The following is a 19837-nucleotide window of genomic DNA, read 5'->3' as shown; positions in this document are numbered from 1 at the left end:
TGGCCACCTCGGAGCGGAGGCGGGGCGCCGGAGCCGGCATCAGGGGAAGCAGGCCTGTGAAGCCGCTGTGCCTGCCGGGCAAGAGGGCCTGCGGCCCGCAGCCGCCCGGGCGGATGGTCCTGCGCACTGGCACCAAGGCGGCACAGCTGCGCTAAGGGAAGTTGGTCGTGGAGCCGCAGGGCCTGCAGGAGGTGCGGAGCTGCGTGCAGGAGCTGCGCCGATGTTCGCTGACACGCCGGCAACCCGGCGCGGACCACGGCGGATTGGGGGATAGCAGGCTGGTGCGCAGTCGGCAGGGGCGGGAACCAAAAAGATCCCTGCCGAAGCAGGGATCTGGATGGTAGCGGCACCGGGACTCGATCCCGGGACCTCACGATTATGAGTCGTGCGCTCTAACCAACTGAGCTATGCCGCCATAAATGAGTATGGCCCGTGCCGCCCCGGACAAAACCGTCTTGACACGAGCCTTCTCATTTGCGAGCCCCCCACCGGAATCGATCCGGTGACCTCGTTCTTACCAAGAACGCGCTCTACCACTGAGCTAGGGGGGCAACGAGAGAATACTTTACCAGTGCTTTTGCCGGATACGAAATCGGGGTGTGGCCTGCCAGGCCAGGGAGTCCGGCTGGGAAGCTTTTTGCCGGATTCCATGGCCTGCCGCCGCCAAAAGAACCCCTGAAATTCAAGGCAAACAGGGGCGGGAGACCACCATCATGAATTGCATCACACCGTGATGATGCGCCTTCTGCGGCAGCAAAACGGCCAGCCTCCCCCAGGGATGGCCGGCCGTTTTTACTGCAAAGGAAAGCGGTGTTTACCACTTGCCCTTGGCGTTGAAGTTTTGTCCACCTTCGTGACGGGGGCGGCGGTCGCCACCACCGTGGCCGGTGTGGCCCTGGGTACGCTCGCTGCTGAAGCCGCGGTCACTGCCACGCTCTGCGCCGCGGTCGCCACGGAAACCGCCGCTGCGGTCGCCGTCGAACTTCTTCTTGAAGCCGCCCTGGCCGCGGTCATTGCGCTCTTCGCGGGCCTTGTACGGCGCTCCCGTGGCACCGCCGGAGGGGCGGCGGCCCTTGTCGAGCTCCAGGTTGATGAGCTCGCCGCTGATGCGGGTCTTGCTCAAGGCACGCCACTGGTCCTTGCTCAGCTCCGCGGGCAGCTCCACCAAGGTGTGGTCGGCGCGGATGTCAATGCCACCGATCTGCGAGGAGGACAGGCCGCCTTCGTTGGCAATGGCGCCAACAATGGAACCGGGCATGACGCGCTGGCGACGCCCCACCGAGATGCGGTAGGTGGCGTTGCCCTCGGTCAGGGTGCGGGTCGGGCCACGTGAGCCGAAGCCGTCCTTGGAGCGTTCCTTCTTCTGGTACTCGGGAGCTGCCGGCAGGTCATTGACCAGCAACGGCTGCCCGCCCTGTGCCATGACAGCCAAGGCTGCGGCAATTTCCGAGGCAGGCACATTGTGCTCCTGCTCGTAGGAGGCAATCAAGTCACGGAACTTGGCAACATCCTTCGTCGCCAGGGTGTCGGTGATCTTTTCAGCGAACTTGCCAAGGCGCAGGGAGTTGATGGTCTCGGCGGAGGGCAGGTGCATCTGATCCACCGGCTGGCGCGTGGCCTTCTCGATGGCGCGCAGCAGGTACTTCTCCCGCGGGGTCATGAACAGGATCGCGTCGCCGGAGCGGCCGGCACGGCCCGTACGGCCAATGCGGTGCACATAGGACTCGGTGTCGTGCGGGATGTCGTAGTTGATCACGTGCGTGATGCGTTCCACGTCCAGACCGCGCGCGGCGACGTCCGTGGCCACCAGGATGTCGATCTTGCCGTCGCGCAGCGCCTCGATGGTGCGCTCGCGCTGCTGCTGCGGGATGTCACCGTTGATGGCCGCGGCCTGGAAGCCACGGGCCTTGAGCTTGTCAGCGAGATCCTCTGTGGCCATCTTGGTGCGCACGAAGGCAATGACGCCTTCGAAGTTCTCCACTTCAAGCACACGGGTCAAGGCATCGAGCTTGTGCGGGCCCATGACCTGCAGGTAACGCTGACGGGTGTTGGCACCGGTGGTCGTCTTGGACTTGACGGTGACCTCGGCCGGGTTGTTCAGGTACTGCTTGGAGATGCGGCGGATCTGGCCCGGCATGGTGGCGGAGAACAGGGCAACCTGCTTCTCGGCCGGAGTCTGGGAGAGGATCTGCTCAACATCTTCAGCGAAGCCCATGCGCAGCATCTCATCGGCCTCGTCCAGAACCAGGTACTGCAGGTTGGAGAGGTCCAAGGATCCCTTGGAGAGGTGGTCGATCACGCGGCCGGGGGTGCCGACAACCACCTGTGCGCCGCGGCGCAAACCGGCAAGCTGCGGGCCGTAGGCGGAACCACCATAGACGGGGAGCACGGAGAAGTTGTCCATGTGCTTGGCGTAGGAGGTGAAGGCTTCAGCAACCTGCAGGGCCAATTCACGGGTCGGCGCCAAGACCAGGATCTGGGTGTCCTTGGTGGGGCCATTGAGGTCCATCAGCTCGGCCATGCGGGACAAGGCGGGAACGGCGAATGCTGCCGTCTTGCCGGTGCCGGTCTGGGCCAGGCCAACAACGTCGCGGCCCTCGAGCAGCAGCGGGATGGTGGCTGCCTGGATGGGTGAAGGCTTTTCGTAACCCACGTCGCTCAGGGCAGACAGCACACGGCCGTCAATACCCATGTCAGCGAAGGTGACTTCGTTTTCTTCCACGGCTTCCGGGGAAGTTTCATTCAAGTTTTCGGGCATGGTCAAAGTGTCCTCATTCATAGGGCCAGGCGGCTGGGAAAGCCGCGGTGGAGGAAATCCAGCCGCTACTCGGCATCCCGGGCAGGATCTCGCGCCATGTGATGCGCCGCGGGTACGGCCGCCGGTGCTGTTGTTGCCAACACCGCATGGCGTTTCTTTGCCGGCAATCCCCTATGAACGCTACTTGCCCGCACATTTTGCTTGCGGGCCCCAAACACTTCAGGCTCCTGCCTCAAAAATTGGGCAGAAAATAAAAGGAGATACCGGAGTGGGGGATGTTTCAAGTATACGTCATTCCGCGTGGCCGCCAAGGGGTGGCAGCAAGGGATCTTCCGTGAGCTTGGGCACAGGGGGTGCCCCGGCGCGATCACTGCGCTGAATTGGGGCGCGGCAGTGCGCATGGGCTTTCATCGCGTCCGGCATGCGTTCCACCCGCCACCAGTTCGGCGCATGGCCACACCAGGCGCAAAACCCGAAGCGGGTTTGGCGCATGCGGGCACCGGCTTTGCTTCGGCGCCGCGCAGGACGCCTGGCTGGCTTTTGCGGCGTCAGCTCCCCGACTTGGCCAAAATTTTGGGGAACCTTGTGTAAAAATGCTGGGACAGCGTCAATTCCCCGCTCTCCTCCAGCGCCTGCAAACGCTGTACGTCGGCGGCGGTGGGATCGCTGAAGAACTTGCCCACGGTAATGCCGTGGCTGGGCAGGTGTTCCACCACAATGGCGTCCCCGGCCTGCGCCTTTCCCCGTTCCAGCACCCGCAGATAAGTTCCCACCCGCCCGGCCTGGGTGAACCGTTTGACCCAGTGCGGCTCGGCCATGCGTTCACCAAAGGTCGCACAGGGCACGCGGGGGCTGGTCACTTCCAGCAATGCCGCCCCCACCCGCCACCGTGTGCCAATGACAGCGTCCGTGGTGGCCACACCCTGCGTGCGCAGGTTTTCGCCAAAAAGACCCGGCGGGATGGGCCTGCCCAACTCGGCCTCCCAAAAATCGGCATCTTCCTGCGAGTAGGCGTAGACTGCCTGGTCGGGACCGCCGTGATGCTCCGAATCCCCTTGCAGATCACCAAAAACACCGTAGCGGCGAAGACTCACAGGGCCCGCCACGGGGCGTTTGTCAATGGCCGTGACACCAAATCCGGTCTTGGTGGCGGCAATTTGGTGGACCCGGCAAATGGCCAGGACGCTGCCGCCGGGATGGGCTGTTTCACTCATGCAACTACCCTATGACAGAAGGAACCGGGGCGTGGCCGTCAGCGGAACCGCCGCCATGCCCGTCAGCGGAACCGCCGCCATGCCCGTCATTGCCCGGGGTACCGCACAAATCTGTAGCCCATTCCGGCCTCGGTCAGCAGGTGCACGGGAGCAGCAGGATCGCGCTCCAATTTTCGCCGCAGCTGGGCCATATAGACGCGCAGGTAGTGGGTTTCCTTGGCATAGGCGGGGCCCCAGACCTCGGACAACAACTGCTGCTGGCTGAGCAACCGGCCTGGATTGCGCACCAGCAATTCCAGCAGGCTCCATTCGGTGGGGGTCATCCGGATCCGCTGCCCGGCACGCATCACCACCTTGTTGGCCAGGTCCACGGAAAATTCATCCGTGTCCACCACCGGCTCATCGCCCTGCACCCCCACCCGCCGTGTGGCCACCCGAATCCTGGCCAACAGTTCATCCAGTCCAAACGGTTTGGTCACGTAGTCGTCAGCACCGGCGTCGAGGGCATCCACCACATCGTCGGAGCCGTGCCGTGCGGAGAGCACAATGATGGGCACCTCGCTCCAGCCCCGCAGACCGGAAATCACCTCAAGACCGTCCATGTCCGGCAGCCCCAAATCAAGGACGACGACGTCGATCGCCTGTGTTTGTGCAGCGGCCAGCGCCGTGGCACCGTTGGGCGCGGCGGCCACCTGGTAGCCGTGGGCATGGAGGGTGATTTGCAGGGCACGCAATATTTGAGGTTCGTCCTCGACCACCAGGACTGTTGTCACGGCAGGGTCCTCGCGATTCCCGTGGACAGGGGCATGCGGACAATCATGGTCAGTCCGCCTCCGGGGGTGTGTTGAGGTTCGAGCACCCCGCCCATGATTTCAGTGAAACCTTTGGCCACCGCCAAGCCCAGGCCCACGCCCGTTCCACCGCTTGACCCATAGGAGACGTCGTCCAAACGTTGAAAGGGCTCGAACATGGCCATGACATTGGCGGCGGGGACGCCCTTGCCGTGGTCCACCACACGCAGCTCGCTGGCGGGATGGCCGTTGATGGTGGCGCTGCCGCTGCCGCCCACTGACCCGACCACCACAATTTCCGACTCCGGTGCGTACTTCACGGCATTTTCAACAATGTTGGCGATGACGCGCTCCAAAAGGCCGGAATCGGCGTCGATGGCGGGCATGTTGGGCGGCAGTTCAAGGCGTACCCGCCCGCGGGGAACCCCGTGCAGGGCCGCGGGCAACACCTCCTGCCAAGACACCGGACCCACCACCGGGCTGACCATATGGGCACTGAGCCGGGACATGTCCAGAAGATTGCCAACCAGCACCTCCATCCGGTCCGAATAATGCTCAATGGTGGCCAACAGTTCCGCCTCCTCCGCGGGGCTGAACGTCACGTTCCCCTGGCGCAGGCTGCCCGCCGCCAGCTTGATGCCGGCCAGCGGGGTGCGTAAATCATGGGACACGGCCCGCAGGACCGAGGTGCGGATATTGTTGTCCTGGCTGAGCCGCGCATTTTCACGCTGGGTCCGCATCAAGGCCTCACGCTGCTCCAAGGCCATGAGATGGGCTCCGAAGGCACTGAGCAGCCGCCGCTCCCGGGCCGGCAGGATTCTTCCGGACAGGCCCAGCAAGCAGCGCTCCGACACTTCTTCCACGGTGTCTGCCTCTGCCGGTGTGCCGGGGGGACCTTCGCCCACCGCAGCTTTCACCGTCCACGGGCTGCCCGGGGCGGCATTGTTGCTGAACAATGCCACGGCGCGCATCCCAAAATGGTCCCGGAGCTGTTCCAGGAATACCTGCGTGGTGTCATGCGCGGCCAGCATTCCCCGCGCCAGCTCGCTGAGGGTGGCCGCCTCCGCACCGGCCCGCCGGGCTTCCTGCAGGCGCCGCGCCGATTGATCCACGGCCAGGGCCACTGCCACGGCCACCGTGAGGAATGTCAGCAGCGTCAACAGGTTTTCCGGATCATTGATCCGCAAGGTGCCCACCGGCGGTGCCGAATAATAGTTCAGGATCAGGATCCCCCACACCGCGGCCAGCACGGCGGGCCACAATCCGCCCACCAGTGCCACGCCAATGGTGGCGGCAAGTTGCACCACCATGATGGTCTGCAAATTCAATGTCCCCGTCAAAAGCTGCACCACAATGGGCAGCAGTGCAGCCAGAACAAAGCCGGCAATGACGCGTTTTTTGCCCAGTTCACCGCGGTGACGCACCGGTCTGGCAGAACCGCTGAGCGGGTGCGGGACAATGTGCACATCCATGTCCCCGGCCCCGCGCACCACCCGGGCCCCCACTCCGGTGCCGAAGAGGAAGCCAAAACGGGGTTTGTGCCGCGAGGACCCAATGACGATTTGAGTGGCACCGGCATTCCGTGCAAAGTCCAGCAGCGCGCCGGCAGGATCTTCGCCCCCCACGGTGTGGTAGCTGCCGCCCAGATCCACCACCAGTTGCCGCTGTACCTCCAGGGCCGACGGCGCGTTCCCTGCCACGCCGTCGGCCCGGGGCACATGCACCGCCAACAGTTCCCCGCCGCTGACACGGCTGAGGATGCGGGCTGCACGGCGCAACAACACCTCGCCTTCCCCTCCGCCAGGCAACCCCACCACCACCCTTTCCCTGGTGGGCCAGCTGGCGTCAATGCCGTGGCTGTGGCGGTAGGCGGCGAGTCCGTCCTCCACCCTGTCCGCCAGCCACAAAAGTGCCAGTTCGCGTAGGGCGGTGAGGTTGCCCCATCTGAAGTAATTGGCAAGGGCGGCATCAATTTCGCCGGCTGCGTACACTTCTCCGGTGCGCAGCCGCTGCCGGAGCAGCTCCGGTGGAATGTCCACCAGTTCAATTTGTTCGGCCCGGCGCACCACCTCGTCGGGCACAGTTTCATGGTGGCGGACCCCGGTGATCGCGGCGACCACGTCACCCAGTGACGCCAGATGCTGGACGTTGACGGTGGAGTAGACATTGATGCCGGCGGCAAGGAGCTCCTCCACGTCCTGCCAGCGTTTTGCATTCCCTGCCCCCGGGACATTGGAATGGGCGTATTCATCCACCAAGACCAACTCCGGACGGCGCGCCAGCACTGCCGCCAAATCCAGTTCCAAAAAGTCGGCACCCCTGTATCTGATGGTCTGCGCCGGCAAGGATTCCAGGCCAAGCAGCCGCGTTTTGGTTTGCCCACGCCCATGGTCCACGACAATGCCCGCCACCACATCCACCCCCGCGGCGGCCTGGGCATGGCCCTCCTCCAACATGGAGCAGGTCTTGCCCACACCCGGGGCCGCCCCCAGAAAAATCCGCAATATGCCGCGCGTCATTATTTTATTCTCGCAGGCCCGTGGAGCTTTCCTTTACCACATCCAAGGCGCCATTCCAGGCAGTGGCGCCGGGGGCTTGCCCCGGAAAACGTCCACACCGGAACTGGCCCGCCTTGCCGGCAGTTCGCGCAGCGTCCCCCCGCCGAGCCGCTCACCGGCAGCCAGCAGGTCCATGGGCAGGACCAACCCCGGAAGTCCCGTGTGGCCGCGCCCCAGGACCCGCTTTTACCTGGTGCCTTGATGCCTGTGCCCGCCGCATGCCGCATGCCGCAGGTGGATCAGCGGGGCTGGTTTTTACGGCTTCCCAAGGTGAAGCCAACACTGATCTTGACGCATTCCCAACACCGCATTCAGAGCCGGCACTCAAGCAGAGAAGCCGCCGTCGGCCTTGATCAGCTGTCCGCTCACCCAGCGCCCCGCCGGGGAGAGAAGAAACGCCACAACAGGAGCAACGTCGGCCGGGGTGCCCAAACGTCCGCCAGGCTGCAGGGCTGTGAGTGTGGTCCGGGTGGCCAGATCCATCCAGCCGGTGTCCACCGGGCCCGGATTTAACACATTGGCGCTGATTCCCTGGCCGCCCAGCTCCCGCGCGGCGGCAATGACCATCCGGTCCAAGGCACCCTTGGATGCCCCATACGGAAGGTTAAACGCTGTGTGGTCACTGGTCAGGGCAACCATTGCACCGCCCTCCGAGGTGGTTTGGCGGGCGAAAGCGGCCATCAACTGCCAGCTGGCCCGCGTGTTCACCGCAAAATGCCGCTCAAAACTTTCCAGGGAGGTGTCCAAAATTGCTGAATCCACCGACTCGCTGTGGGACAGCACCATGCCCTCCACCGTCCCCACCTCCTTGGCAATGCGCGCAAAGAGCCGTTCCACCGCAGATGGCTCGCTTAAATCCGCCGGCAGCGGCCATACCGTGGCACCACAGGCTTCAAGCTCCGCGGTGAGCGTGGCGACGTCGTCGGGCTGGATTCCCCACGGCATGCGGCTGTCATAGGCCTGCCAGTAATTCAGGACCAGATCCCAGCCGTCAGCGGCCAGGGCCCGGGCAATGCCCGCCCCAATGCCCACAGTTCTGCCCACACCGGTGATTAACGCCGTCTTTTTCCGCATTCCATCAGCCTAAATGGTCCAGCCGCGGCCGGGACCGGGGACACGTCCCCAAGCAAAGGGGGTAGCTTGAAGAGGTCCACCCATTGGTCCTTGAAAGGCAAACATGAGCAGCACGCAGCCCACCCCGAATCCTGGATTTGTCCCTGGGCGGGTGACGCGCAGGGCAGCCGCTCCGGCGGGCAAACCCGGCTCGTTGCCAGCGGCCAAAGCGCAGACCGCCGGCAAAGCAGGCAAAAAACCGGTGCCGACGGCGGCGGGCAAGCCCGATGCGGCCAGCATCAGCGCTGCCATTCGGGAAGCTGCCGCAGCTGCCAAACGACGCGTGCTGGCCATCACCAACGCCCATGTTGTCCCGGTGGAGGGCGGGCCCTTTAATGGCACTGTCCTCATTGAGGGCGGAAAGATCGCGGCGTTGGGAGCTGCCGTGCCCATCCCGGATGGCGCCGACGTGCTGGACGCGAAGGGACAATGGCTGCTGCCGGGCTTCATTGATGCCCATGTGCATTTGGGCATGCACCCCGAGGGTGAACTGGGTTCCACCAGCGACGTCAATGAAATGACGGATCCGCTCATGGCGGCGGTCCGCGCCATTGACGCTGTGGACCCCTTTGATCCCGGTTTCAGCGATGCCCTGGCCGGTGGCATTACTGCTGTCAACGTAAATCCGGGCTCGGGCAATCCCATTGGCGGTTTGGCCGTGGCCATGCACACCCATGGGCGGTACGTCGAGGAAATGGTGCTTCGCTCCCCCAGTGGCCTGAAGTCGGCACTGGGGGAAAATCCCAAGACAGTTTACGGCGAGAAGAACAAGACGCCCTCCACCCGGCTCGGCACGGCACTGGTGATCCGCCAGGCATTCATGGCGGCGCAAAACTGGCTGGCCCTGCCGGAGCCGCGGCCCCGCGACGCCCACATGGAAGCGCTCGCCATGGTGCTGCGCCGCGAAATTCCCTGGCGCCAGCACTGCCACCGCGCCGATGACATTGGCACGGCACTCCGGCTGGCCGACGAATTTGGGTACGAGTTGGTCATTGATCACGGGACCGAGGCGCATCTTCTCGCCGACGTCCTGGCCCAACGGGGCATTCCGGTGCTGATTGGCCCGTTGTTCACCACCAAGTCCAAGCCGGAACTTCGTGGCCGTTCACTGGCCAATCCCGGCAAGCTGGACGCGGCCGGGGTGGAAATTTCCATCATCACCGACCACCCCGTGGTGCCCATCGGCTTTTTGGTTCACCAAGCCACGCTGGCCGTCAAGGAGGGTCTGGACCGGGACGCCGCCCTTCGCGCCATCACCATCAATCCTGCCAAGGTGCTGGGTTTGGCCGGGAAGATCGGTTCCCTGAAAGTGGGCAAGGACGCCGATCTGGTGTTGTGGAGTGGAGACCCCCTGGATGTCATGCAACGTGCCCTGCAGGTGTTCATTGGGGGCAAGCAGGTCTACAACCACTCGGAGCATTAGTGCCGGCCGCGGGTTCAGGACGCGGCAGCTTAACGCAGATGGCCCGCCATCATGACGCAAAAGGCTCCTGGGAGGAACTTTTGCCCCATGACGGCGGGCCATTCTTCAGCGTGCCGCTGTTTAGGCGGGAAGCTGCAGAACTGCGCCGGTGAAGATCAAATCCGGGTGGATGATGGTGTCAGCATTGGCCTGGTACAGGGCTTCCCAGCCACCTGCCACACCCAGCTTCTGGGCAATAATGCTTAGGGTATCGCCGGATTCAATGGTGTAGCTCTCTCCGCTCAAAGCCACCTGCACCGGAGCCGGTGCTGCCGCAACAGGAGCCTGCTGGACCTCCACCTGCGCCTGCTGCACCGGGGCCTGCTGAACCGGAGCCTGCTGCACCGGGGCCTGCTCCACCGGAACAATGCCGCTGGACTGCGCCACGACGGGAGCTGGCTGCGCCGGAACTGCTGCCGGTGAGTAGGCTTGTCCGCCACCGCCGCTCAAACCAAGCTGCGCTGCACAGGAAGGCCAGGCGCCCCAGCCCTGTCCGGCCTGAACATTCTCAGCCACGGCAATTTGCTGCTCGCGCGTGGCGTTTTCCGGAGCTCCGGTGCCGCCGAAGGCTGCCCAGGTGCTCGGAGTGAACTGCAGACCGCCGGAGAATCCATTGCCGGTGTTGATGGCCCAGTTGCCACCGCTTTCACACTGCGCCAAGGCGTCCCAGGTGCCGCCGTCGGCAGCGTTGGCACTGGTGCCGGCAACTGCCAGGCCGCCACCAACGAGAGCGCCAACCGCCAGGACACGGCCAATGTTTTGGGTTGTTTTGAAGTTTTTCATCGATGCGTTCTCCTGAAGGCCACCTACGCTCCGCCCGTCCCCGGACATCCGTGCGCCACCGTCGAACCTTGAAAAATGGAGGTCGTTTCCGGTGCCTTCTACTTGACGGTGCGTGGTGCGAGAAGGTCCGGGCAATCGTTGGGGGCAAAGACATGCCACCCGCCCTGAGGGCATGATCCACCCTAAAACGAGATCCAATTGATACGCAAATCAGCAAACTGTTACCAATTTGTCATGGAATTTACCAGATTCATAGTGTAGGCATCTCCAATGGTCTGATCATCACCGCCCCGTTGTAGCTACCATGCGGGGCGAAATCAAGACCAAAAGGCCTGAGCTGCCGCGCTCCGCCGCAAACGTCCGACGACGGCGCCTTCCCGTGGGCGGCCAATTGCGTCCGGGGAACCTTCCTAAGGGTCTTCGATGTGACTTATCTCACACAATAGGCACCTTCGAGGCCGAATACCCACCCCGGCAGCGGCACCGAAGGCCCTGCCTTTTGCGCGCAGGGAGGCCCGAACAACCATGACGGCGCTGCCGCGGACACCGCCGCGGTGGCGCCGTCGCGGTGGCGCCGTCGGGGCCTGCGGACCCTTACAGCGTGTTCAGGGCCCGCTCCAGGTCAGCAAGCAGATCCGCCAGGTCCTCAATGCCCACGGACAGGCGAATCAAATTCTCCGGCACTGCCAGCTCGGTGCCCTTGACAGAGGCATGCGTCATCTCCGAGGGGTAGTTCATGAGTGATTCAATCCCCCCCAATGATTCGGCCAGCGTAAAGACGTGCGTTGACTCGGCAACCCTGCGGGCGGCGTCGGCCCCGCCCTTGAACTGCACCGAAATCATGCCACCAAAGCCACGCATCTGCCTGGCCGCCAGCTCGTGGCCTGGGTGGTCCGGCAGACCCGGGTAGAGCACCCGCTCCACCTCGGGACGTTCCAGCAGCCACTCGGCGATGGCCTGCGCATTGGAGCAGTGCCTGTCCATGCGAACGCCCAAAGTCTTAAGTCCGCGGGTGGTCAGCCAGGCCTCCATGGGGGCCGACACCGCTCCCACGGCGAACTGCACAAAGCCAATCTTCTCGGCGGCTTCCGGATCGGACAGGACCACGGCGCCACCGGAAGCATCGGAGTGTCCGCCAATGTATTTGGTGGTGGAATGCACCACAACGTCGGCACCGAGCGCCAGCGGATTTTGCAGGTATGGGGAGGCGAAGGTGTTGTCCACCACCAAGAGCGCCCCAGCCCCGCGTGCCGCCTCGGCGAGCGCTGCAATGTCGGTGATCTTCATCATGGGGTTCGACGGCGTCTCCACCCAGATCATTTTTGTCCTGCCCTCGGGTCCGCCGGCGGCAACAGCGGCAGCCAGCGCCCCGGCGTCGGACATGTCCACAGCGGCGCTGCTGATCCCCCACACCGAGAGCACACGCTTAATGAGCCGGTAGGTGCCGCCATACACGTCATTGCCCATGACAATATGATCACCTGGCACCAGCAGGGCACGGATCAAGGCGTCCTCGGCGGCCAGCCCGGAAGCGAAGCTGAAAGCAAAATCGCCGCCTTCCAGCGCCGCCAGCTGTGCCTGCAGCGAGTCCCGGGTGGGGTTGGTGCCGCGCCCATATTCGTAGCCGTTGCGCAACTGGCCAATGCCGTCCTGGGCGAAGGTGGTGGTTTGGTAGAGCGCGGGGATGACGGCGCCGGTGGTGGGATCGGGGGTTTGACCGGCGTGGACTGCCCGGGTATTGAAGCCTTCAGTCATGATGTACTCCTAGTCGTTGAGGTAGGTCAGCAGGTCGTGGCGGGTCAGGACGCCCACGGGGGCGCCCACAAAGGTCACCATCAGCGCATCCACATCCTGCAGTTTGGCGCGTGCTGCGGAGATGGGTTCCAAGGAACCAATGATGGGCAGCAGCGGCTGCATGTGTTCAGTGATCTTGTCGGTGAGTTTGGCCTCGTGGCGGAACAACTTCCCGGTCAGGGTGCGCTCATCGACGGAACCCAGCACCTCACCCATGACCACCGGAGGCTCGGCGGACAGTACGGGGATTTGCGAGACACCGTATTCACTCATCAAATTGATGACATCACGCACCGTCTCGTTCGGGTGGATGTGGACAAGTTCCGGCAGCGACCCCGTCTTGGCCTTGAGCACATCCCCAATCGCGGGCTCGTCCGTCACCTTCAGGAAGCCGTAGGACTGCATCCACTTGTCACTGAAGATCTTACCCAGGTAACCGCGGCCGCTGTCCGGCAGCAACACCACCATGACTGCCTCCGGGCCCAGATCCTTGGCGGCCTCCAACGCGGCAACCACCGCCATGCCGGAGGATCCTCCCACCAGCAGGCCCTCCTCGCGGGCCAATCTGCGGGTCATGGCAAAACTGTCATTGTCAGTGACGGCAATGATTTGGTGCGGGACGCCCTTGTCGTAGGAGCCGGGCCAAATGTCCTCCCCCACCCCTTCCACCAGGTACGGGCGTCCGGTGCCGCCGGAGTAGACGGACCCTTCCGGATCGGCGCCAATGATCTGCACCTCTCCGCCATCCGCCGCAGGCCGGTCCGCGGACACCTCACGCAGGTAGCGTCCCGTTCCGGAAATGGTGCCCCCGGTGCCCACGCCGGCCACGAAGTGCGTGATCTGACCTTCGGTGTCGCGCCAAATTTCGGGTCCGGTGGTTTCGTAGTGGCTCAGCGGACCATTCAGGTTGGAGAACTGGTCGGGTTTGTAGGCACCGGGGATCTCCTTGACCAGCCGGTCGGAAACGCCGTAGTAGGACTGGGGGCTGTCTGCGGCCACCGCCGTGGGTGTCACCACAACCTCCGCCCCATAGGCCTGCAGCACTGCGCGCTTGTCCTCGCCCACCTTGTCCGGCACCACAAACACACAGTTGTAGCCGCGGGCCTGCGCCACCATGGCCATGGCCACGCCGGTGTTGCCGCTGGTGGGTTCCACCACGGTGCCGCCGGGACGGATTTTGCCTTCCTTGGCAGCTTCGTCCAGCATTTTGACCGCAATGCGGTCCTTGGCGGAACCGCCCGGGTTCATGTATTCCAGTTTGACCAGCACGGTGGCGGCGATTCCCTCGGTGACTTTATTGAGTTTCACCAACGGGGTATTGCCAATAAGGTCCAGGACGGAGTTCGCATACTTCATATGTCCCAACGTATCGCCACGGGCCGCGCAGTCCAAAGGCGGGTTACTGTTTAGGGCTTCGGACCACCTGGGGTGCGCGGGTACCTCAGCGAATCCGGGGTGCGCAGTTGGCTGCGTATGTCCCCTCCTTTCGCGCATGTCTGGACATGCGCGAAAGGAGGGGACGTACGCGGCGCGGGACACGGAGGCGCGGGGACATACGCGGCGCGGGACACGGGCACGTTATCCACAAGTTTGCCCAAGCACTTACCTCCGGTCACGTGCGCTGGAACGCTTGGTGCATGAAGTCTCAGTTGATCCTTCCTGAAGATATGGCGCTCCAAGGCAGGGATTCCCGGTATCTTGCCAAGTTGCAGCAACGCGGGCAATTGGTCCGCATCCGGCGCGGCGCATATGTCAACGCTGCCACCTGGGAGAATTTGGATTCAGCTACCCAATATGGATTGAAATCCGCCGCATTCCAAGCCCGGTCGCAACGTCCACCGGTGTTTTGCCACGCCACGGCAGCGTTGCTGTGGGGACTGTGGCTGGTGGGAAAACCACAGAAAATCCACATCATTACGGCATCACGTGCCGGGGGACGCAGCCATCATGATGTCAGTGCGCATCCGGGGTCTTTGACCTGCAATGTTGTGCAGTGTGGCGGGCTGTTGCTCACTGACAAATTGACCACCACTTTGCAGCTGATCACCGGGTTGCCGTTTGAACATGCAGTGGCAATTTGTGATTCCAGTCTGCATAGCCCTTGGCGGCCCAAACTTGAAAACATCTTCTCGGCTCTCGGCTCCCGGCACCCCCGGCGATCTTCGCGGGCCGTCCTGGCGCAATGACCATCCCCAGGGCCCACCCTTGCAAAAATCCGAACTCCAGGCCGCGGCCCAACAATTACCATCGAAGGCCGCATGCAACCGCGCCATGGCGGTCATCACCTTCGCTTCCGGGCTTTCCGGGTCAGCGGGTGAATCCCTAAGCCGGGTCAGGATGGCAACTTTGGGCTTTATGGCGCCCGAATTGCAGCACCGGTTCGTTCTTCGCGACGGTAGCAACGCATTCGTGGATTTTTGGTTCGACGGGTCCCGTACAGTCGGTGAATTTGATGGCCGGACCAAATATCTGCGTCCGGATTGGGGCCTGGGGAGGCCCATCCAGGATCGGATCTTGAAGGAAAAGGACCGTGAAGATCAGATCCGCGCGCAGGGCATCGGTGTGGTCCGGTGGACCTGGCCCGAAATGCTGGACCTGCAGGGCTTCCAGCGTTTGCTACTGCAAGCAGGGATTCCCCGAAAATAGCACTTCAGCTGGGCGACGCGCATGTCCCCTCCTTTCGCGCACGTCCGGACGTACGCGAAAGGAGGGGACATGCGCAGCCGCCATAACCCAGCAGGAACCCAGCCATAACCCGGCAGGAACCCGGCAGGGGCGGGCGCGGTGCCCCTACACCAGAGCGTCGGTCAGGTGGTTGGCTGTGCCAAAACGGTGTGCCGTAATGCTGATGGCCTGCTCCCGCAGGAACGGCAGCAGTTCCACCCGCCCGGCCTCCGTGACGTCGCCGTGGTAAATCGCCAGGTCAGGCCGCCCACCGGTCGCGGCGTAAAGCGCCTGCGCGTCACCGCCAATCAAGCGGATCCGGCCAGCTTCGGACCGACGTGCACGGGTGAGCCAGGCGCCGTCGTCCTCCAAGCGGAGATCAATGCGCAGGCTCAGCAGCAGCGCCTTGACCTCGCTGGGAAGGTCGACGCCGCAGGAGACTTCCGGGGCCGCTCCGGCAAGGATTCCTGCCGCGAGGACGCGCAGGAGCTGGGCCACGGATCCGCCCTCGGCGAGCCGCACCAGGGGGTTCACCGGCAGGTAGCGGAAAATGTTGCGTTCGGCGGAGAGCGCCGAAACGTCCTGGGCCACGCCAAATTCCGCAGCCCACGCCTGGGCGTCGCTGTGGAGGGAGCGGGTGAGGAAGGCCCGTTCCTGCGCCGGCAGGGAGGAGGCCGCGGAGAGCACCTTGCGGGCGGCGTCCCCCAGCGGAGCCGTGGCGGCGGATGTGGCGCACCGCCAGCTGCCAAGACCCGTGAGGTAGTTGGGGCCGCCTGCTTTGGTGCCTGGTCCAACAGCGGATTTCTTCCAGCCACCAAAGGGCTGGCGCTGCACAATGGCGCCGGTGATGCCGCGGTTCACGTACAGGTTGCCCGCCTGCACGGTGTCCAGCCACAGCCCAATTTCGGCAGTGTCGAGGGAGTGCAGTCCGGAGGTGAGCCCGTAGTCGATGGCGTTGACCCAGGAAATGGCCTCCGCCAGGGTTTGGGCATGCATGACGCCCAGCACGGGGCCAAAGTACTCGGTGAGGTGGAAGTCCGAACCCGGCATGACGCCGGTGCGGATGCCCGGTGACCACAGGCGGCCGGTGCCATCGAGCTGCCGGGGTTCAAGGGCCCACGCCTCACCGCCGCCCAGGCTTGTCAGCGCGCCGAGCAGTTTGCCTGACGCAGCTTCAATGACCGGGCCCATCTGCGCGGCGGCGGACTCGGGGTAGCCCACGCTGAGACTGGTGACGGCGTCCAGGAGCTGGTTGTGAAAACGTGCGGACTGCGCCACCGGGCCCACCATGATGACTAATGAGGCGGCGGAGCACTTTTGCCCGGCATGTCCAAAGGCCGACGCCGCCACATCGCGTGCCGCCAAATCCAGGTCTGCGCTGGCGGTGACAATGATGGCGTTCTTTCCCGACGTTTCCGCCAGCAGCGGCAGGTCAGTGCGGAAGCTGCGGAACAGTTCGGCTGTCTCGTAGCCGCCGGTAAGAATCACCCGTTCCACGGCCGGGTGTGAGATGAGTTCTTGGCCCAGCTCGTCTTCGCCCAGTTGCACCAGCGCCAAAACCTCCCGTGGCACGCCGGCGTCCCACAGTGCCTGCACCATAAGCGAGGCGCAGCGCTGTGCCTGCGGGGCGGGTTTGATCACCACGGCGGACCCGGCCGCCAGGGCGGCCAGGGTGGATCCGGCCGGTATTGCCACCGGGAAGTTCCAGGGCGGGGCCACCACCGTCAGCTTGGCGGGAACGAACGCAGCGCCGTCCACCGCGTCCAGATCCTTGGCCCGCTCGGCGTAGTAGTGGGCAAAGTCCACGGCTTCGCTGACCTCGGGATCGCCCTGGTCCAGCGTCTTTCCGGTCTCGGCGGCCATGACCTCCAAAAGTTGCGCGCGCCGGGATTCCAGGACCTCCCCGGCCCGGTGCAAAACAGTTGCACGGGCGGCGCCGCTGAGGCCACCCCACGACGCGCCATGCTCGACGGCGGCCCCCACGATCCGTTCCAACTCGCCGCGTTCGGTGACGGTGGTCTCCGCGACGAGCGCGTTGCCCAGGGTCGATCCGGGGATGCGGGCCAGAATTTCCGCGCCCCAGGCACGGTTGCCGGCCAGTGCCGGGTCGGTGTCCGGGGTGTTGGCGAAACCCTCCGCCGCAGCGGCGGCAGGCTGGTTCCGGTCCTGCACCCGCCGGCTGGGCGGAACGCTGGTGTCCAGGGTTGCCAGGGATGCCAGGAAGCGGTCCTTTTCCCGGGTAAACAGCTCCTCGTTCTCGGATAGTTCAAACACCGCCGACATGAAGTTTTCACTGCTGGCGCCCTCTTCCAGGCGGCGGATCAAGTAGGCAATGGCCACGTCGAATTCCCCGGGGTGGACCACTGGGGTGTACAGCAGCAGGGAGCCCACATCGCGGCGGACCGCCTCGGCCTGCCCGGTGGCCATGCCCAACAGCATTTCAAATTCCAGCTGGCCCGTGCCCACGGCCACGCCGCGCCTTTGGGCCAGCAGCCAGGCATAGGCCACGTCAAAAAGGTTGTGTCCGGCCACGCCGACGTGCACATTGTCCAGATGCTCGGCAGTCAGCGCATAGTTGATCAGGCGCTTGTAGTTGGTGTCGGTGTCCGCTTTGGTGCCCCAGGTGGCCAGGGGCCAGCCGGTGAGCGATGCCTGGACCTGTTCCATGGGCAGATTGGCGCCCTTGACGATCCGCACCTTGATGGCGGCTCCCCCGGCGGCGCGGCGCGCAGCGGCCCATTCCTGCAACTCCATCAGGGCCGCCAGGGTGTCGGGAAGGTAGGCCTGGAGCACAATGCCGGCCTCCAGCTTGGCAAATTCCGGCTTGTCCAAAATGCCCTTGAACACGGCCAGGGTCATGCCCAGATCCTTGTATTCCTCCATGTCCAGGTTAATGAATTTGGCTTTCGGGAAGGAATTGGCCAGGCGGAACAGCGGGGTGAGTTTTTCCACCACATGCGCCACGGCGTCGTCGAAGGCCCAGGGCGAATGCGGGGCCACTGTGGCGGATTCCTTGATGGAGACATAGTCGACGTCGTTTCGCGCCAGCAGCGCCAGCGTCCCCTCCAAGCGCCGGTTGGCTTCCTTTTCCCCCAGCACCGCCTCACCGAGCAGGTTGATGTTCAAGTCCACGCCGGCGCGGCTGATCTTGGCAATGGCCGGCCCCAGCCTGCGCTCGGTGGCATCCACAATGAGGTGCCCCACCATTTCCCGCAGCACGCGGCGGGCCACGGGAATGACCAGCTGCGGCAGGGCCGGGGCCATGACACCACCCAGCCGGACGGCTGCCCGCATGTACCAGGGCAGAAATGCCGGCACCTTGGGAGCCAGGGCGGCCAGATTGCGCCCGGCCACGGCCAGATCCTCGGGGCGGACCACTCCGTCCACAAACCCCACCGTGAAGTCCAGGCCGCCGGGGTCCTTGAGCACCTCCGCCAACCGCTGGGCGGCGGCATCGACGGGGAATTGTGCCGCCTCCGTGAGCCAACGCCGCACCAATGCAATGGTTTCTTCGGCGAGGTCCTGCTCGGGTGTGGGAATGGTGCTGGTTGTGGTTGCAGCGGTGGCGCTGGTCATGGCGGTGGGTACTCAATTCCTCTAGCGTGGCAGGCGCCGTTGAGCTGGCGTCCAAGATCAGTATGGAACTTTTATCCATTTAGTAAAAGTGGTGATTTATGATGAATACCCATCACTTATATTGACGTGAATCGAGGCCCCCATGCTGGACATTAAAAGGTTGCGTCTGCTGCGCGAATTGCACCTCCGGGGCACCTTGGCCGACGTGGCCGCGGCGCTGCAATACAGCCCCTCGGCCATTTCGCAGCAGCTGGCGTTGCTGGAGAAGGAAGCCGGGACCCCGTTGCTGCGGAAGGTGGGCCGACGTGTGCAATTGACGCCCCAGGCGGAGATTCTGGTGGCCCACACCACCGAAATTTTGGAGACCCTGGAGCGGGCGGAGGCGGATCTTTCGGCGTCGCTGTCCACGGTCACAGGCACTGTGCGTCTGGCGGTGTTCCAATCGGCGGCGCTGGCCCTGCTGCCGTCCCTGCTCACGGCCATGGCGCAGACCCATCCCGAGGTGCGCATTGAGGTGGTGCAGCGCGAGCCTGAAGCCGCCCTGTATGAGACGTGGGCGCGGGACTTTGATTTGGTGGTGGCCGAGCAGTACCCGGGGCACGCCGCTGCGCTGCATCCTGAACTGGACCGGACCACCTTGACCACCGATGCCATCCGGCTGGCCGTTCCGGCCGAGGGTGTCAGCGGTGGCATGGCACGGCTTTTTGCCGGCCCCATCACCGGCATTGCCGACACCGCCAAACTTCCCTGGGTCATGGAGCCGCACGGCGCCGCGTCCCGCCATTGGGCTGAGCAAACGTGCCGCCAGGCCGGTTTTGAACCCGACGTGCGCTTTGAGACCGCTGATCTGCAGGCCCAGATCCGGCTCATTGAATCAGGCAATGCCGTAGGGCTCATGCCGGATCTCATGTGGACCGGCGGCGCGCCCGCGCTGTCGCTCATTGAGCTCCCGGACCGTCCCCGCCGCACCGTGTTCACCTCCGCGCGGCTGGCCAGCCGTACCCGTCCGGCCATCCTGGCCTGCCGGGAAATTCTGCAGCAGACCGCGGCGGGGCTTTCCGGGGAAAGTCCGACGCCGGCGGGCTGAGCCCATGGCGGGGTGAGCGCTGACGGGTTTCGGAACG

Annotated in this window: 13 protein-coding genes and 2 tRNA genes; 4 read left to right on the top strand and 11 right to left on the bottom strand. The window is 64.3% G+C overall.

The annotated features are described in order from the left end of the window. Positions 1 to 338 precede the first annotated feature (338 nt). From ACFUCV_RS04840 to ACFUCV_RS04810, 7 genes are all read right to left on the bottom strand, one after another. Positions 339 to 415, bottom strand: a tRNA-Met gene (locus tag ACFUCV_RS04840). A gap of 64 nt (positions 416 to 479) precedes the next feature. Beyond that, positions 480 to 551 (bottom strand) — tRNA-Thr (locus ACFUCV_RS04835). 263 nt (positions 552 to 814) lie between these two features. Next, positions 815 to 2758, bottom strand: coding sequence for a DEAD/DEAH box helicase (locus tag ACFUCV_RS04830; protein WP_380812608.1), 1944 nt, complete (start codon positions 2756 to 2758; stop codon positions 815 to 817). Positions 2759 to 3306: 548 nt separating this feature from the next. Further along, positions 3307 to 3972 (bottom strand): MOSC domain-containing protein, encoded by a 666-nt coding sequence (locus ACFUCV_RS04825; protein ID WP_380812606.1) that lies wholly within the window; start codon positions 3970 to 3972, stop codon positions 3307 to 3309. An 86-nt stretch (positions 3973 to 4058) separates the two neighbouring features. Next, the gene (locus ACFUCV_RS04820) at positions 4059 to 4745 is read right to left on the bottom strand and encodes a response regulator (RefSeq protein WP_380812604.1); all 687 of its coding nucleotides are present in this window, start codon (positions 4743 to 4745) and stop codon (positions 4059 to 4061) included. Further along, positions 4742 to 7282 carry a DUF4118 domain-containing protein gene (locus ACFUCV_RS04815; protein WP_380812602.1) on the bottom strand — a complete coding sequence of 847 codons (2541 nt, stop codon included), beginning with the start codon at positions 7280 to 7282 and terminating at the stop codon, positions 4742 to 4744. The genes ACFUCV_RS04820 and ACFUCV_RS04815 overlap by 4 nt, the downstream gene beginning before the upstream one ends. Positions 7283 to 7645: 363 nt before the next feature. Next, positions 7646 to 8395, bottom strand: coding sequence for an SDR family oxidoreductase (locus ACFUCV_RS04810; protein WP_380812599.1), 750 nt, complete (start codon positions 8393 to 8395; stop codon positions 7646 to 7648). A gap of 103 nt (positions 8396 to 8498) precedes the next feature. On the opposite strand from ACFUCV_RS04810, the gene ACFUCV_RS04805 reads away from it, so the two are divergent. Continuing rightward, positions 8499 to 9857 (top strand): amidohydrolase, encoded by a 1359-nt coding sequence (locus tag ACFUCV_RS04805; RefSeq protein ID WP_380812597.1) that lies wholly within the window; start codon positions 8499 to 8501, stop codon positions 9855 to 9857. 120 nt (positions 9858 to 9977) lie between these two features. Here the strand turns inward: ACFUCV_RS04805 and ACFUCV_RS04800 are convergent, their stop codons facing one another. The 3 genes from ACFUCV_RS04800 to ACFUCV_RS04790 all read right to left on the bottom strand — a co-directional run bounded on the left by ACFUCV_RS04800 (position 9978) and on the right by ACFUCV_RS04790 (position 13829). Continuing rightward, positions 9978 to 10679, bottom strand: a complete 702-nt coding sequence (locus ACFUCV_RS04800; protein ID WP_380812595.1) for a transglycosylase family protein — start codon at positions 10677 to 10679, stop codon at positions 9978 to 9980. 594 nt (positions 10680 to 11273) lie between these two features. Further along, positions 11274 to 12434 (bottom strand): cystathionine gamma-synthase, encoded by a 1161-nt coding sequence (locus tag ACFUCV_RS04795; protein WP_380812593.1) that lies wholly within the window; start codon positions 12432 to 12434, stop codon positions 11274 to 11276. 9 nt (positions 12435 to 12443) lie between these two features. Then, positions 12444 to 13829 carry a cystathionine beta-synthase gene (locus tag ACFUCV_RS04790; protein WP_380812591.1) on the bottom strand — a complete coding sequence of 462 codons (1386 nt, stop codon included), beginning with the start codon at positions 13827 to 13829 and terminating at the stop codon, positions 12444 to 12446. 146 nt (positions 13830 to 13975) lie between these two features. Here ACFUCV_RS04790 and ACFUCV_RS04785 point away from each other — a divergent pair, with 146 nt between their 5' ends. Further along, positions 13976 to 14659: a type IV toxin-antitoxin system AbiEi family antitoxin domain-containing protein gene (locus ACFUCV_RS04785; protein WP_380812795.1), complete on the top strand. Its 684-nt coding sequence runs from the start codon at positions 13976 to 13978 to the stop codon at positions 14657 to 14659. Positions 14660 to 14678: 19 nt separating this feature from the next. Then, positions 14679 to 15119 (top strand): hypothetical protein, encoded by a 441-nt coding sequence (locus ACFUCV_RS04780; RefSeq protein WP_380812589.1) that lies wholly within the window; start codon positions 14679 to 14681, stop codon positions 15117 to 15119. Positions 15120 to 15263: 144 nt separating this feature from the next. On the opposite strand, the gene ACFUCV_RS04775 is transcribed toward ACFUCV_RS04780, so the two are convergent. After that, positions 15264 to 18713 (bottom strand): bifunctional proline dehydrogenase/L-glutamate gamma-semialdehyde dehydrogenase, encoded by a 3450-nt coding sequence (locus tag ACFUCV_RS04775; protein ID WP_380812587.1) that lies wholly within the window; start codon positions 18711 to 18713, stop codon positions 15264 to 15266. Positions 18714 to 18855: 142 nt separating this feature from the next. Between ACFUCV_RS04775 and ACFUCV_RS04770 the strand changes: the two genes are divergently transcribed. Continuing rightward, the gene (locus ACFUCV_RS04770; protein WP_380812585.1) at positions 18856 to 19800 is read left to right on the top strand and encodes a LysR family transcriptional regulator; all 945 of its coding nucleotides are present in this window, start codon (positions 18856 to 18858) and stop codon (positions 19798 to 19800) included. The last annotated feature ends 37 nt before the right edge of the window (positions 19801 to 19837 follow it).

This window comes from Specibacter sp. NPDC057265 (assembly GCF_042668835.1).
Classification (GTDB): Bacteria; Actinomycetota; Actinomycetes; order Actinomycetales; family Micrococcaceae; genus Specibacter.
The sequence above is the reverse complement of the archived record's forward strand: the minus strand, read 5'-3'. Positions and strand labels throughout refer to the sequence as shown.

What these genes read in the sequence shown, in the direction of transcription:
- ACFUCV_RS04810 (WP_380812599.1), bottom strand. Translation starts at nt 8,395, where the DNA reads ATGCGGAAAAAGACGGCGTTAATCACCGGTGTGGGCAGAACTGTGGGC.
- ACFUCV_RS04830 (WP_380812608.1), bottom strand. Translation starts at nt 2,758, where the DNA reads ATGCCCGAAAACTTGAATGAAACTTCCCCGGAAGCCGTGGAAGAAAAC.
- ACFUCV_RS04770 (WP_380812585.1), top strand. Translation starts at nt 18,856, where the DNA reads ATGCTGGACATTAAAAGGTTGCGTCTGCTGCGCGAATTGCACCTCCGG.
- ACFUCV_RS04775 (WP_380812587.1), bottom strand. Translation starts at nt 18,713, where the DNA reads ATGACCAGCGCCACCGCTGCAACCACAACCAGCACCATTCCCACACCC.
- ACFUCV_RS04815 (WP_380812602.1), bottom strand. Translation starts at nt 7,282, where the DNA reads ATGACGCGCGGCATATTGCGGATTTTTCTGGGGGCGGCCCCGGGTGTG.
- ACFUCV_RS04825 (WP_380812606.1), bottom strand. Translation starts at nt 3,972, where the DNA reads ATGAGTGAAACAGCCCATCCCGGCGGCAGCGTCCTGGCCATTTGCCGG.
- ACFUCV_RS04785 (WP_380812795.1), top strand. Translation starts at nt 13,976, where the DNA reads ATGCGCGAAAGGAGGGGACGTACGCGGCGCGGGACACGGAGGCGCGGG.
- ACFUCV_RS04790 (WP_380812591.1), bottom strand. Translation starts at nt 13,829, where the DNA reads ATGAAGTATGCGAACTCCGTCCTGGACCTTATTGGCAATACCCCGTTG.
- ACFUCV_RS04805 (WP_380812597.1), top strand. Translation starts at nt 8,499, where the DNA reads ATGAGCAGCACGCAGCCCACCCCGAATCCTGGATTTGTCCCTGGGCGG.
- ACFUCV_RS04795 (WP_380812593.1), bottom strand. Translation starts at nt 12,434, where the DNA reads ATGACTGAAGGCTTCAATACCCGGGCAGTCCACGCCGGTCAAACCCCC.
- ACFUCV_RS04800 (WP_380812595.1), bottom strand. Translation starts at nt 10,679, where the DNA reads ATGAAAAACTTCAAAACAACCCAAAACATTGGCCGTGTCCTGGCGGTT.